We start from the raw sequence: 12581 nt of genomic DNA, 5'->3' as shown, positions 1-12581 counted from the left end.
CTGATCTGGTTATAAAAGTAACAGACACACTTTAAAATGTTCTCTAATTGGGATGAATGGTCTATTCAAAAAGATAGCCGGCAGTGCGCATTAGCGCTTGCTGCCGGCCTGGTTTTGCATTCACCTTCTTTTATACCTTAGAAACTCTGCATAGGGTCACCCATCTGCATGTCGTTGTTGTTTTGTGATTTTTTCTTTTTGAACAAGGCTGTATCAAACTTACCAAAGCGGTAGCTGAAGTTGAGCTTCAGGATACGGGATTCTCTTTTACGGATATAATCCTGTGTAAAAGCTGGTGTGGCCTGGTTCAGCTCATACTGACGGGTGTTGAAAACATCAGACAGGCTGAGGGTGAGCGATGCCGCTTTATTTTTCAGGAAGTCTTTGCGGACGGCTACATCTACAGTGCTGAAACCTTTGATAGTACCTTGTGAGGAGCTGGGTATCATCATGAAACCACCGCCTCCGCCACCGCGGCCACCACCACCGCCTCCACCGCCGGAAGAGGGCAGTGCAATGGTAGGCGCCTGATAAGTACCGCTGATCTGTACGGTGAAATTAGCCGGCAGTTTTGTTTCTGAATTGATCTTCGCCAGCCAGCTGAAACCACTGTTGTTGAAATGCTGGTCTTTGGTGCTGACTTTCATATCGGTCTGGTACAGGTTCACATTGGAAGTGAGGTCCCATCCCTTTACCACCTGATTTTTCATGGTGATCTCGGCACCGTAGGAGTTGCTTCTGTTGGCGTTGATAAACTGTGTCAACAGTGTGTCTGCACCAATAGGCGTGGTAATGGTGGAGATCATATTGTTGGTATTACGGAAATAAACGCTGGCGAGGAGGTTACTGTTTTTCCAGTTTTTCACATAGGAAAACTCCATACTGTTGGTATACTCCGGCTTCAGGTTGGGATTGCCTTCCCGCTGGTTCTGCGGATCGCTGTAGTCGCGATAGGGGATCAGCTGGAAGAAGTTGGGCCTGTTTACCCGGCGGGAGTAATTAAGTTGCAGCTCCTGATCTTTCTTCAGTTTCTGGGAGAGATATATGCTGGGGAAGAAACCGGGAACAGCTTTGGTAGGCTTGTAATGAACGCCCTGGTTTTCTCCGGCATATACGTATTGTTCGACACGCAGACCTGCCTGGTAGCCAAAATTGCCCATGGTATTGGAGAAATTGGCGTAGCCGGCATAAATCTCTTCGTTGTATTTGTAGGCGGTAGACAGCATGGTATTAGGCACCATCGCATTGTTGAGGGTGTCTTTATCGAATACCTCATAATCGCTGGTATAGTCGCGCAGCGTGACTTTAGCGCCAGCTTCCAGTTTACCGTTTTTACCTACCGGATTGGTGTAATCTGTTTGTATGGTGATGAAAGTGGTTTTGCCGGCTGTATTGTTGGTCTGGAACATCGGCTGTCCTAATGCAATACCCTGGGGATTCAGAGCCTGGGTGATGTAGTCACCGTTGCGGTTGTTGGTGCTTCTGTTGTAGTTAAAATCGGCAGACCATTCTTTGTTGGGTTTGGCATATGTATGCTTAAAACCCAGTGCGGTGGTATAGTTGTGGAAGCCGAACTTGTTATTGTTCTGGCGATCACTTTTACCAGTGATGTTATGATGTGTGTCAGAAAAAGTGCTGAGCAGGTCTTCATAGTTGTTGAAGTTACCAGCTACAATATTTTGTGACAGGGAGATGGTATTGCGGTTGTCCAGGGAGTAGTCGAGACCGAAGCGGCCAAACTGGAACAGCGGTTTGCTTTTGCTGTTGCTGTTTTGCAGCAGGTAGTTGGTGTCGGCCACGGCGCCGCTTCTGAAGTTGCTGCGGGAAGTAGTGCCTTCGCCCCAGGTTTGGTTGGCGTTGATGTTGTAGTTGGCAAACACATTGAATTTACCCTGGCGGATGTTGATATTGCCACCGCCGTTGTATTTGTTGCCGGTACCGATACCGCCTTGTACGGAGCCGTTAAAGCCGGCTTTTTTGTTTTTCTTGAGTACAATGTTGAGGATACCGGACATGCCTTCCGCGTCATATCGTGCGGAGGGATTGGTAACCAGTTCCACGCTTTCGATGGCGTCTGCGGGGATCTGGTCGAGGGTGAGGGTAGAGGGTTTGCCGTCTACAAAGATGTTGGGAGCCGCATTGCGTACGCTGACGTTGCCGTCGAGGTCCACGTTGACGGAAGGAATATTTTTGAGTACGTCGGTGGCCGTGCCGCCTACGCTGGTGAGGTTACGGTCTACGTTGAACACCTTTTTGTCGATGCCCATGGTAAAGGCGCTTTTCTGACCGGTTATTTCCACGCTTTGCAGTGTTTTCACGTTGGGCTGCATTTTAATGTTGCCCAGGTCCTGTTCGATGGTCTGTGGTGTGATGGTCAATTTTTTCTGCAGTCCGGTATAGCCCATGAAGTTGATGCGGACAATTAAAGGGCCGAAAGGGAGGCCTTCCAGGTTAAATTCGCCGTTTGTTTTGGTGAGCATGCCGGTTACCACGGAGGAGTCACGTTGCCGCAGCAGGGCTACGGAGGCGTAAGGAATGGGTTTGCCGTTGGAAGCATCGATGAGTTTACCGTAAAGTCTGCCTATTTGAGGCATATCAGGTCGGTTTTTCCCATTGGGCGCGTTTTGCGCGGCTGATGGTCTTCCGTTTGCAGGAGCCTGGGCAAAGGTCTGTATTTGCCACATTAAAATGCCTGCAAGAAACAGGTAGCGTTTTTTCATCCTCGTGTTTTTTTCTCCGGACTCTGTGTCAGATTACAGCAAAAGTATCGGGGAGTGAGGGTGAATGGTCGGATATTGTGATGAGTGGATTTTTTCCCGCAGGAAATCATCAAAAAGACCCGTAGAAGGTCTTAACAGTAGTTAACAGAAACGTTGATGCATGTATGATGCAGATGTTCCTGAGGTGTTTTTAGATAGAGTCAGATTGTTTTTATGATGATAGAAGCGGTTTAGCGGCAACACATAGCAGCAACTGCTACAATGCCGCTAACGAGTCCTGTAAAGGCTCCCAGGAGCTTAAACATGCGCATTTCGCGGTGCAGGAACTGCTGACTGATGGTTTGCAGTTGTTCGGAGGAAATGCTGCTTATTTTCTCAGACACTATTTTTTCGAGGTCGAGATCTTTTTCTACGTTATTCAGGTATTGGTTAATCATGACCGGGAAGAGGGTATCCAGTTCGGCTACCAGGTGTGATTTGATCTGGTTCACGATGCTGTCGCCGATGAACATGGATAGTACGGGCATGGCTTTGGGCAGTTTTTCCCGGAGGAAGGTATCGAGGTGTGCTTCCACTAAGGGAATGATGCTTTTGATTTTTTCGGGGTCAGTGAGTTTGGTTTTGATGGTTTCGAAGGAAAAAAGCTGATTGCCGGCGAAGGCGCCCAGTTTTTTGGCCAGTTCCTGTTTTTTGGCAGGCAGGATACGGGTGAAAAGAATATTAACAGCGATTGTATTTATGAGCCAACCCAGGAAAGCAGTTATAATGGGAATAAAGATGATACACATTGATGAGGACTATTTTTTGATGCCGCTAAGATAGTTAGCCTGCTCGAATTTTAGTGTAAGGAATTGATAATGATAAAAACGAAAAAAGGCTTCTGTTAAGAAGCCTTTTTCATTTTCGGGTGGATGAGGGGTCTCGAACCCCCGACCCTCAGAACCACAATCTGATGCTCTAACCAACTGAGCTACAACCACCGTTTGTGTCCCTTCAACGTGTGTTTGTGTGTGTGTTATTTCGTTGTTGGGAGTGCAAAGATAACACAAAGCTTTTTAAACTTCCAAATTCTTTTCAAAAAATTTTTTCAAAAAGTTACATATATCAAAAAAGAAGCGAGTGAGATGATTCTCAGAAAGATATATCTGATGCGGGTTTCGCTTGTTTTTATACTGTAATGTGTAAGCCGTATTTTTCTTTTTTTAGATCTCCCATCGTTTGGTGCACTATACCAAAAAACGTATCTTTGCGCACTTCCCATTATAATTCCCATTTTTACAAGTTATTGAAAATCAGTAGGATGTTTGGCTGATGGCATCACAGAATACCTGATTTCAGGCATTTCTCTGACCATAGGGGAAAGATTTGTTAGCCCGGAGAAAAAAATGACAATCCCCCCTTAAAATGTCATCGTTTTAAAAGTGTTTAATTATTAATCATATATATATTATGGATCAGCTTAAACTGAAGTTACAGGAGTATTATCAACGTTACCGGCAAATGGACCAACGGGTAAAACCTGGCAATGAGGAGCCTGGAGGCGAGGACGTGCTGGATCTGGAAAATGATATTCTCACGCAGTTCGGATTACCGACATCCCGCCGTTTTGTACAGATCCTGCACGATTTTGTACATCACAGCCAGGTGAATGACCAGCTGCTGGATTATGTAAGTAAAAAACTACGGTCTGCCGCCCGTAAATATCTGCTGGCACCTGTTATGTCAGATATCGACCTGCTGGAACATGCCCGTGATCAGAAACGCAGTCCGTATGACGTACTGCCCGAACTGGGCTACCCGGTACAGGAATATGCCCTGTTCCTGGTAGGGGAACTTTATTACCGCCGCAACATGGAGGCCTCCGATATTCTGGAAGAACTGAAGAAAATGCAGCACTTCCACAGCTGGAATGACCTCGCCCTGCTGAGTAAAATGAACAATTACTCCGCCAATGAGTTATATACCAAGCTGAAAAAACATGAGCTGCGGTTTATTGACGACTACATCCAGCACACCCGGCGCCAGGAAACAGCCCGGCTGGTCAACAAACGGCCCACTCCGTCAGAAGAAGGATATAAGCCAGATTATAAAACAATCACCAAAGTACAGGTAGAAGATATTATCTTCGATGAAAATACTACTCCAAGCCTGTTTGGTAAAATCAAAAGCGGCAGGGGATATACCCGCATCACCATCGGCCTGGAATTCTCTGAACTGAACCAGATACTGATGAGCAGCGATGAACTGGGCGTAGAGATCAGCAATCATATCAAAAAACGCCTGGCCAACCCGTCCGCAGAAAAACCAACGGTGATAGATATACGAGCCGAATTCGGTAATGTGCTGAAACTGGACAATTGTTATCTGGAAGTATATAAACCACAGCACCGCGAAGGCAACAAATGGGTAGAGGATAAAGACAATTTCTACTTTGTAGATAAAATCCTCACCAAAAAAGAATACGAGAAACGTACCAAAGAAGCAGAAGTACAACGCAAAATACAGGAATGCCTTGAACTGATAGGTGGTTCCTATGTATATTATCAACGGCTGCGTCGTTTGGGTATCACCGACGACGAAGCCAAGCTGAGAGCAGGCCTTCAGGATGAACTGTTGTTTAAGCTATCTTTCTTCCTCAATAAGGTGAAAGAATAGTTTTATTGTTGTGATGTTTTTTATATAGCGAAGACGGATTCCGTCTTCGCTTTTTTTTTATGATATCTTCTGCGTAAAATGATGCGCTGAAATATAAAAGCCCTGTTCGTGATACAACCGGTGTGCCGGCCACAGACCATGGCCCGAGTCCAGCGTTACAGCGGAAAAACCTTCCTCCCTCGCTATCTCCCGGATATGATACAACAACAGGCTGGCATAACCCTTCGCCCGGTATTCCGGTAAAGTGGCCAGATCATCGATATAGATAAACCTGCCACTATGAAGAGTATGTTTGTGCCGGTAACCCGCAAAAGCCACAACCCGGGCAGGATCTTCATCTGCAGTCAGATACAATAACCGGTATCCTTCCTGCTGCATCTCCCTGATCTGTGTCAATAGTTGCTCCGGATCTACATGTGGCCGCAATGTCAGGATCACATCCCTGCAGGCCAGTATCGCTTCGTCTGTCAACGCTATTTTAACTGTTCGCATCTGTTTTGTGTATTTGATGATGTTCGCCAGGTATCCGCCGGGAAGAAATACCGATACGGTTCCAGGCATTAATGGTGATAATGTTCATAATAAGCTGGGCGGTGACTTCCAGGCCAAAGTGTGTTACCGCTTTTTCATAAGTTCCATCTGTAAGCCCTCCCTGATGAATTAATGTCACCTCTTCGGTCATAGCCAGGATGATTCTTTCTGCATCGGTAAACTGCGGCGATTCCCGCCAGGCACTCAGCAGATAAAGCCGCTGTTCTGTTTCACCCAGCTTGCGGGCGTCCTGTGCATGGATGTCGAGGCAATAGGCGCAGCCGTTGAGCTGCGAGGCCCGTACCCTGATCAGCTCTTTATGCAACGGGTCTATATCCGTGGAAACAACATATTTTTCCATGGCCATCATAGCGCTGAATGCCGCCGGCTGCACATGTTTCATGAGAAATCTGGTTTTCATCATTATTTTTTATGTTGTAAAATTAGCATCACCTGGACTATCTTAGTAGTCCAGATTTAAACCATTAGATAGTCCAGATGCTTCCTTTTAAAACGCTGATTGTCATAGATCGTAATTCCCGTCAGCCGCTATACCTGCAGATCGCTAACCGGTTTGTAGGGCTGATACGGGAAGGGGTGCTGAAACCGGGACTGCTGTTGCCTTCCAGCCGCGTACTGGCGTTACAGTTAGAACTGCATCGAAAAACGATCGTTGCCGCCTATGAAGAACTGGTAAGTCAGGACTGGGTCACCGCCATTCCCCGCAAAGGCATTATGGTGGCCAGTAACCTGCCGGTGATCCGGCCACGTTCCTTTCAGACACCTTCTTCTCCATATGGGCAAGGGCCCGCATTTTCCTTTGGTAGCATACCAACGGTAGCTCTTTCACGGCATGAAACGGCCCCGCCGGGTCAGCTGATCATCAACGATGGTTTTCCGGATGTGCGGGAAGCCCCGCTGGAAGCCTGGGTAAAGGAAAGCCGTGCTATTATTCAGAGCCCCCGTTATCATCAGCTGCTGACTTATGGTACTCCCGCCGGCAGCAATGCACTGCGACGTCAGTTGATCGGTTATCTTACAAATACAAGAGGACTTTCCATCACACCAGACAACCTGATGGTGACACGGGGTGCACAGATGGCGATCTATCTCGCCGCCGCAATGCTGATCAAAAAAGGAGACTATGTCATTGTGGGAAGCCCTAATTATTTCTTTGCAGACCTTTGTTTTGAGCAGCTGGGAGCCCGATTGCTGCGGGTACCAGTAGATGAAGATGGCATTGATGTGGAAGCCATAGAACAACTTTGCCGCAAACACAAGGTGCGTATGCTGTACGTAGTACCGCACCATCATCATCCTACTACTGTTACGCTGAGTGCAGAACGCAGAATGAAGCTGCTGCATATCATCCGTACCTATCGCCTGGCAGTGCTGGAAGACGATTACGATTTTGATTTTCACTACAGCTCGGCACCTATCTTACCACTGGCCAGCGGTGATCACGGAGGGAATGTGATCTATGTGGGTTCTTTTACCAAGTCGCTGGGATTATCGGTCCGTATTGGTTTTATGGTGGCACCGGCGGCTTTCCTGGCTGAAACAGCCAGGCTAAGGCAGCTCATGGACCTGAGAGGGGATAACCTCTCAGAGGAAACACTGGCGGCCCTGCTGGCTGATGGCACTATCGAAAGGCATCTGAAAAAATCCGGCAGGCTGTATCATGAAAGGCGTGATCAGCTCGCTCATCTCCTGAGAATGAAACTGGGCAACAAGGTACAGTTTACTGAGCCTGCAGGCGGAATGGCCATCTGGGTAACATTTGATCCGCGTTTTCCTTTGTCGGTCATATCCGGAAAAGCTGCTGCTATGGGCCTGCGCATCACCGGTGGTGAACATTACTTTTACGGCACTACGCCTGCCAATGCGTTACGGTTTGGGTTTGCGTCGCTCAATCATAAAGAGCTTAACAAAGCTGTGGGTATCCTGGAGAAGATCACAGTATCCTTTGCAGGAAACAGTGAAAACATTAAGTTTGACACAAAAAAAGACCAATGGAAGAATTAACTCTCGGCATCGGTTCAAGGGTACAACATGCACACTTTGGCCCTGGCGTCATCGTTGGCGTCAAATATGCACAATACCGGGTTACCTTCATGGACCACGGGATCAAGATGATCGATAAAACAGATCCGCTGTTTGAAGTACTGGTAGCTGAAAATCAGACTGCAGAAGTGGAAACGGCTTCAGAGGTGGAAACATCGCTGCTGAAGATACTTCGCTTATGGGGTGGTATCACCGAAGTGGTGCCGCTGGGAGACCGCTGGAAAAACGGCACATTGGTACTGCAGCCGGGCGATACAACCCTGAAGGCAAAGGAAGTGCCTATTGAAACTTTCTTCCACAAAATTGTGATGCTGCGTGACCGCCTGCGGGTGCTGGAACAACAGATCAATAGCCATAAGGTGATGACCGATGAAGATAAAATTAACCTTCAGCAATATATCACCCGCATTTATGGCTCTCTCACCACCTTCAATGTATTGTTCAGAGATAAGGAACACTGGTTTGTAGGGGAGAAGACAGGCAACGATTAAGGGTTGCCTGTCAGGTAAATATGTTCCAGCAGCCAGCGATAGGCATCGAGGGAGTGATGCAGGAAAATATTTTTACCATCAAAATGAAAATGTTCATCATAGCCTTTTACAGGATATAATATCACAGGCGTTCCTGCCGGCATATAATTGTGGCTGTTGACAAAAACAGGCCTTTTATATTCCGGCAGTGTTTTTCTGACGCGGGTATATGCCTTCTTGCCCAACATCCGCTGAAAGCGGCGGCTGGCTCTCCTGGCCGGTCTGTCGAGACGCCCATACATATACCCCAACACTGTACTGACCGGAAATTTCTGCTTTTTAAATACTTTTTTGATATTGGCGAACGGATTGACTGTGTTAAAGTCGCGGGATGTCTGGACAGAAAAAGGAACTTCTGCTACCCAGTCGCGGGCGTTGACTACACGAAGCGCCCAGCCGTTGCGGGTGATATAATCAAAATCATAGGAATAGTACAGATTTCCCGGTTTGGGTGGGGCACTGCAATAGGTTTTGAAGACGATATTATTTGGCATCCCTTCGTAATAATGGAGGTAGGAGCGTAGCAGAAAAGCGATGGCTCCGCCCTGGCTGTGGCCGAAAATAATAAATTCGTGTATGCCTTCCTGATAGTAATAGTGATTTATTTTATTGATGATATCAGGAGCCATGGAAGCAAGTCCCAACAGCCAGCCTGCATGTACATAGGCTTTGTTGTCTTCCGCCAGCTTATAGGTGAAAGTGGTGCTGTCGTTGAGTTGTAGCGTACCTTTAGTACTGACCATACCGGCGTAGAAGTTTTCCATCCACGAGGAAGCGGTACCATTGGTACCTCTGATGGAAATCACGCCTACACCTTTGGAACGGTTGATCCAGAAGTCCCATCGGTTGAGTAGTCCCATTTCTTCGGAACGATAAGCCAGCTCATATCCTTCTGGTACCGGGCCTTTTAAATGGGTCCATGGTGTATCCCGCTGGCGGGCACTCAACTTCAGCATATCACTGTATTCATGCGCATCAAAATAAGGGCTGAGGTGTTGGGCTGTCAGCGCATTTCTTCCAAAAAATAAAAATAGAAAACCAAACAGTAAAATGCGGGACATCATGACAAATTACAAATTACGAATTACGAATTACGAATGGATCGATAGTGTAAGTAAGAATATTTAGATGAAACTACAACAATTATGAGTATTATGTTGTTCTAAAAGCGTTTAACTTCCGGCCCTAAATTAATTGTTATGTCAAAGAGAATCGAACACGATTTCCTGGGTGAGAAGGAGATTCCACAGGATGTTTATTACGGTATTCAGACCCTGCGTGCATTGGAAAACTTTCATATTACCGGTATTCCGTTGAAAGTGGAACCCATCTTCGTTAAGAGCCTGGGATATGTGAAAAAGGCGGCAGCTATGGCCAATCGTGATCTGGGCGTGTTAGACAAAGATATCGCAGCATATATCATCAAAGCCTGCGATCGTGTAATCAACGGAGAATTTGACAACCAGTTTCTCAGCGACCTGATACAGGGAGGTGCGGGCACTTCCGTTAACATGAATGCCAATGAGGTGATTGCTAATGTGGCGTTGGAGATGATGGGCAAACGGAAAGGAGAGTATGAATTCTGTCATCCCAATAACCATGTGAACTGTTCACAGTCTACTAACGACGCTTACCCTACTGCTTTTCGTATAGCCCTTATTCTGAAGCTGACCGACTACAAAGAAGAGCTGGGCAACCTTGCTGATGCTTTTGATGTGAAAGGACACGAATTCCAGGATGTGTTGAAAATGGGCCGCACACAGCTTCAGGATGCGGTGCCTATGAGCCTGGGCGATGAGTTCCATGCTTTTTGCATCAACCTGAAAGAAGAACTTTCCCGCGTGGAAGACAGCAAACGCCTGATCGCCGAGATCAACATGGGCGCTACCGCCATCGGTACCCGCGTGAATGCTCCTGATGGTTATGCTGAGCTGGTAACCCAATACCTCTGCGAAGTGACCGGTCTGGACCTTAAGCTGGCAGAGAACCTGATCGAAGCTACCAACGATACCGGCGCTTATGTACAACTGTCCGGCGTTTTAAAACGTACAGCCGTAAAGGTGTCCAAGATATGTAATGACTTGCGTCTGTTATCTTCCGGACCACGGGCAGGGCTGAACGAAATTAACCTGCCGCCCATGCAACCAGGATCCTCCATTATGCCCGGCAAGGTAAACCCGGTAATTCCGGAAGTAGTGAACCAGACAGCTTACTATGTAATTGGTGCCGACCTGACGGTGACCATGGCCGCAGAAGCAGGTCAACTGCAGCTCAATGTAATGGAACCGGTTATATCTTTCGCCCTGTTTACTTCCATTACTTACATGGGCAATGCGTGCCGTACCCTGAGAGAGAAATGTGTGCTGGGTATCACTGCCAATGCAGAACATACCAAACAAATGGTGATGAACAGCATCGGTATCGTAACACAGCTGAATCCTATCCTGGGTTATGAGAAATCTGCCAGCATTGCGCGTGAAGCGCTCGAAACCGGGAAGTCTGTACATGATATCACGGTGAGAGAAAAACAACTGATCACGCAGGAAAAATGGGATGAGATTTTTACGTTTAACAACATGATCCGTCCTCAGTTTATAAAATAACTATTAAAAGGCCGGTGTAGCCTCTGCTGCGCCGGCCTTTGACAACGAAGCTGCGGTTTAGTGGAGACAGGCTAATATCAGCATAGAATTTTCTTCCGATATTGATTATCTTCAACCTTATTCGTTTTATATGATCTGGTTAGAGTTCGCAATATTACTCGCAGCTATCCTGGTGGGCGCCCGTATGAAAGGGATCGGACTTGGTGTGATGGGCATGGTGGCACTGGCGATCTATATTTTTATATTCCGTATGCGCCCGGCAGACCCGCCGATAGACGTTATGCTGATCATCCTGGCGGTAGTGACCACCGCCGCCACATTGCAGGCTGCAGGTGGTATGGACTACCTGGTACGGTTAGCCGAAAAAATATTGAAAAGTAAACCTTCCCTGATCGTGTTGCTGGGACCACTGGTAACCTATTGTTTTACTCTCTTTGCCGGTACGGCCCACATCACCTACTCCCTGTTACCCATTATTGCTGAGGTATCCACCAAGAAAAAAATAAGGCCGGAACGGGCGCTGAGTATCTCTGTGATATCCTCGCACCTGGCCATCACGGCAAGTCCTATCTCCGCGGCTACTGCCGCTTTGCTCACTATCCTCAGCGGTAAAACCGAACTGCTGGATATCCTGAAAGTATGTATCCCTGCTACCATTATCGGGACACTGGCCGGTGTGGCGGTATGCTGGAAAAAAGGAAAAGAGCTGGATAAAGACCCGGTATTCCTTGAAAAGATGAAAGATCCTGAGTTTGCGGAAAGCATCAATGGAGATGTGAAGGAAAACAAAGCGCCATTGTTGCCCGGCGCCAAAACCTCTGTGCTGATCTTCGGACTCGCTGTACTGATGATTGTACTGGTAGGGGCATTCCCCAATATGTTGCCTTCTTTCGGGGAAGGTAAGAGTAATATGGCCGTAGATGCCAGTGGACATATTAAAATGGCTGCCGTGATAGAACTGGTGATGCTGGCCGCTGCTGCTGCCATTATGCTGATATGCCGCACTACTGCCGCCGCTGTGGCCAAAGCCAGCTTGTTCACCTCCGGCGCACAGGCCGTGGTATCCATCTTCGGTGTAGTATGGATGAGCGCTACTTTTATGCAAACCAACACCGGTATCATTGAGAGTACCCTGGGTGATATGGTAAGGGCCGCCCCCTGGACCTTCGCTATCGCCTTGTTTATACTGAGCATATTACTTTTCAGTCAGGCAGCTACCACCAAAGCCCTGATGCCGCTGGGGTTAAGCCTGGGCATCATCCCGGCCCATATGGTAGCGATGTTCCCGGCTGTAAACGGAGATTTCTTTTTACCAGGTTACCCCACATTGCTGGCTGCCATTAACTTCGATCGTACCGGCAGCACCCATATCGGGAAATACCTGGTAAACCATAGCTTTATGATTCCCGGACTTGTGAGTGTAGCCGTATCCGTTGCCGCCGGTTTCTTTCTGGCTGGCATCCTGTTATAGATAGACG

General features: G+C 47.5%; 10 protein-coding genes and 1 tRNA gene. 5 read left to right on the top strand and 6 right to left on the bottom strand.

All coding sequences use genetic code 11. From position 1 onward, the window contains the following. Window positions 1-137: 137 nt before the first annotated feature. From DF182_RS04530 to DF182_RS04520, 3 genes are all read right to left on the bottom strand, one after another. A complete protein-coding gene (locus tag DF182_RS04530) occupies window positions 138-2720 on the bottom strand; it encodes an outer membrane beta-barrel family protein (RefSeq protein ID WP_113614476.1) in 2583 nt (860 codons plus the stop codon). Window positions 2721-2950: 230 nt separating this feature from the next. Continuing rightward, a complete protein-coding gene (locus tag DF182_RS04525; RefSeq protein WP_113614475.1) occupies window positions 2951-3508 on the bottom strand; it encodes a DUF445 domain-containing protein in 558 nt (185 codons plus the stop codon). A gap of 118 nt (window positions 3509-3626) precedes the next feature. Continuing rightward, window positions 3627-3700: transfer RNA gene (locus tag DF182_RS04520), tRNA-His, on the bottom strand. A 469-nt stretch (window positions 3701-4169) separates the two neighbouring features. On the opposite strand from DF182_RS04520, the gene DF182_RS04515 reads away from it, so the two are divergent. After that, complete coding sequence (locus tag DF182_RS04515; protein WP_113614474.1) at window positions 4170-5375, top strand: hypothetical protein; 1206 nt, start codon at window positions 4170-4172, stop codon at window positions 5373-5375. A gap of 57 nt (window positions 5376-5432) precedes the next feature. On the opposite strand, the gene DF182_RS04510 is transcribed toward DF182_RS04515, so the two are convergent. After that, the gene (locus DF182_RS04510) at window positions 5433-5867 is read right to left on the bottom strand and encodes a GNAT family N-acetyltransferase (protein WP_113614473.1); all 435 of its coding nucleotides are present in this window, start codon (window positions 5865-5867) and stop codon (window positions 5433-5435) included. Further along, window positions 5854-6309, bottom strand: coding sequence for a carboxymuconolactone decarboxylase family protein (locus tag DF182_RS04505; RefSeq protein WP_245957370.1), 456 nt, complete (start codon window positions 6307-6309; stop codon window positions 5854-5856). The genes DF182_RS04510 and DF182_RS04505 overlap by 14 nt, the downstream gene beginning before the upstream one ends. Before the next feature lie 95 nt (window positions 6310-6404). Between DF182_RS04505 and pdxR the strand changes: the two genes are divergently transcribed. Together pdxR and DF182_RS04495 are read left to right on the top strand one after the other, a co-directional pair. After that, complete coding sequence (pdxR, locus tag DF182_RS04500) at window positions 6405-7931, top strand: MocR-like pyridoxine biosynthesis transcription factor PdxR (protein WP_113614472.1); 1527 nt, start codon at window positions 6405-6407, stop codon at window positions 7929-7931. Then, window positions 7919-8461, top strand: coding sequence for a hypothetical protein (locus tag DF182_RS04495; protein WP_113614471.1), 543 nt, complete (start codon window positions 7919-7921; stop codon window positions 8459-8461). Before pdxR ends, DF182_RS04495 begins: the two co-directional genes overlap by 13 nt. Here the strand turns inward: DF182_RS04495 and DF182_RS04490 are convergent. Next, on the bottom strand, window positions 8458-9564 hold the full coding sequence (locus DF182_RS04490) for a lipase family protein (protein WP_113614470.1): 1107 nt from the start codon (window positions 9562-9564) through the stop codon (window positions 8458-8460). The two genes, DF182_RS04495 and DF182_RS04490, sit on opposite strands and share 4 nt — an antisense overlap. A gap of 135 nt (window positions 9565-9699) precedes the next feature. Here DF182_RS04490 and aspA point away from each other — a divergent pair, with 135 nt between their 5' ends. Both aspA and DF182_RS04480 read left to right on the top strand, forming a co-directional pair. After that, window positions 9700-11103: an aspartate ammonia-lyase gene (aspA, locus tag DF182_RS04485; RefSeq protein WP_113614469.1), complete on the top strand. Its 1404-nt coding sequence runs from the start codon at window positions 9700-9702 to the stop codon at window positions 11101-11103. Between the two features lie 130 nt (window positions 11104-11233). After that, window positions 11234-12574 carry an anaerobic C4-dicarboxylate transporter family protein gene (locus tag DF182_RS04480; protein WP_113614468.1) on the top strand — a complete coding sequence of 447 codons (1341 nt, stop codon included), beginning with the start codon at window positions 11234-11236 and terminating at the stop codon, window positions 12572-12574. Window positions 12575-12581: the final 7 nt, after the last annotated feature.

The organism is Chitinophaga flava (genome assembly GCF_003308995.1).
GTDB classification, from domain to species: domain Bacteria; phylum Bacteroidota; class Bacteroidia; order Chitinophagales; family Chitinophagaceae; genus Chitinophaga; species Chitinophaga flava.
Note: the sequence above shows the minus strand (reverse complement) of the source record. Positions and strands in the feature narration are given on the sequence as shown.

Coding starts and splice junctions, on each gene's coding strand:
- DF182_RS04530 (WP_113614476.1), bottom strand. CDS start 2,720: ATGAAAAAACGCTACCTGTTTCTTGCAGGCATTTTAATGTGGCAAATA.
- DF182_RS04510 (WP_113614473.1), bottom strand. CDS start 5,867: ATGCGAACAGTTAAAATAGCGTTGACAGACGAAGCGATACTGGCCTGC.
- DF182_RS04490 (WP_113614470.1), bottom strand. CDS start 9,564: ATGATGTCCCGCATTTTACTGTTTGGTTTTCTATTTTTATTTTTTGGA.
- DF182_RS04480 (WP_113614468.1), top strand. CDS start 11,234: ATGATCTGGTTAGAGTTCGCAATATTACTCGCAGCTATCCTGGTGGGC.
- DF182_RS04505 (WP_245957370.1), bottom strand. CDS start 6,309: ATGAAACATGTGCAGCCGGCGGCATTCAGCGCTATGATGGCCATGGAA.
- aspA (WP_113614469.1), top strand. CDS start 9,700: ATGTCAAAGAGAATCGAACACGATTTCCTGGGTGAGAAGGAGATTCCA.
- DF182_RS04525 (WP_113614475.1), bottom strand. CDS start 3,508: ATGTGTATCATCTTTATTCCCATTATAACTGCTTTCCTGGGTTGGCTC.
- DF182_RS04495 (WP_113614471.1), top strand. CDS start 7,919: ATGGAAGAATTAACTCTCGGCATCGGTTCAAGGGTACAACATGCACAC.
- pdxR (WP_113614472.1), top strand. CDS start 6,405: ATGCTTCCTTTTAAAACGCTGATTGTCATAGATCGTAATTCCCGTCAG.
- DF182_RS04515 (WP_113614474.1), top strand. CDS start 4,170: ATGGATCAGCTTAAACTGAAGTTACAGGAGTATTATCAACGTTACCGG.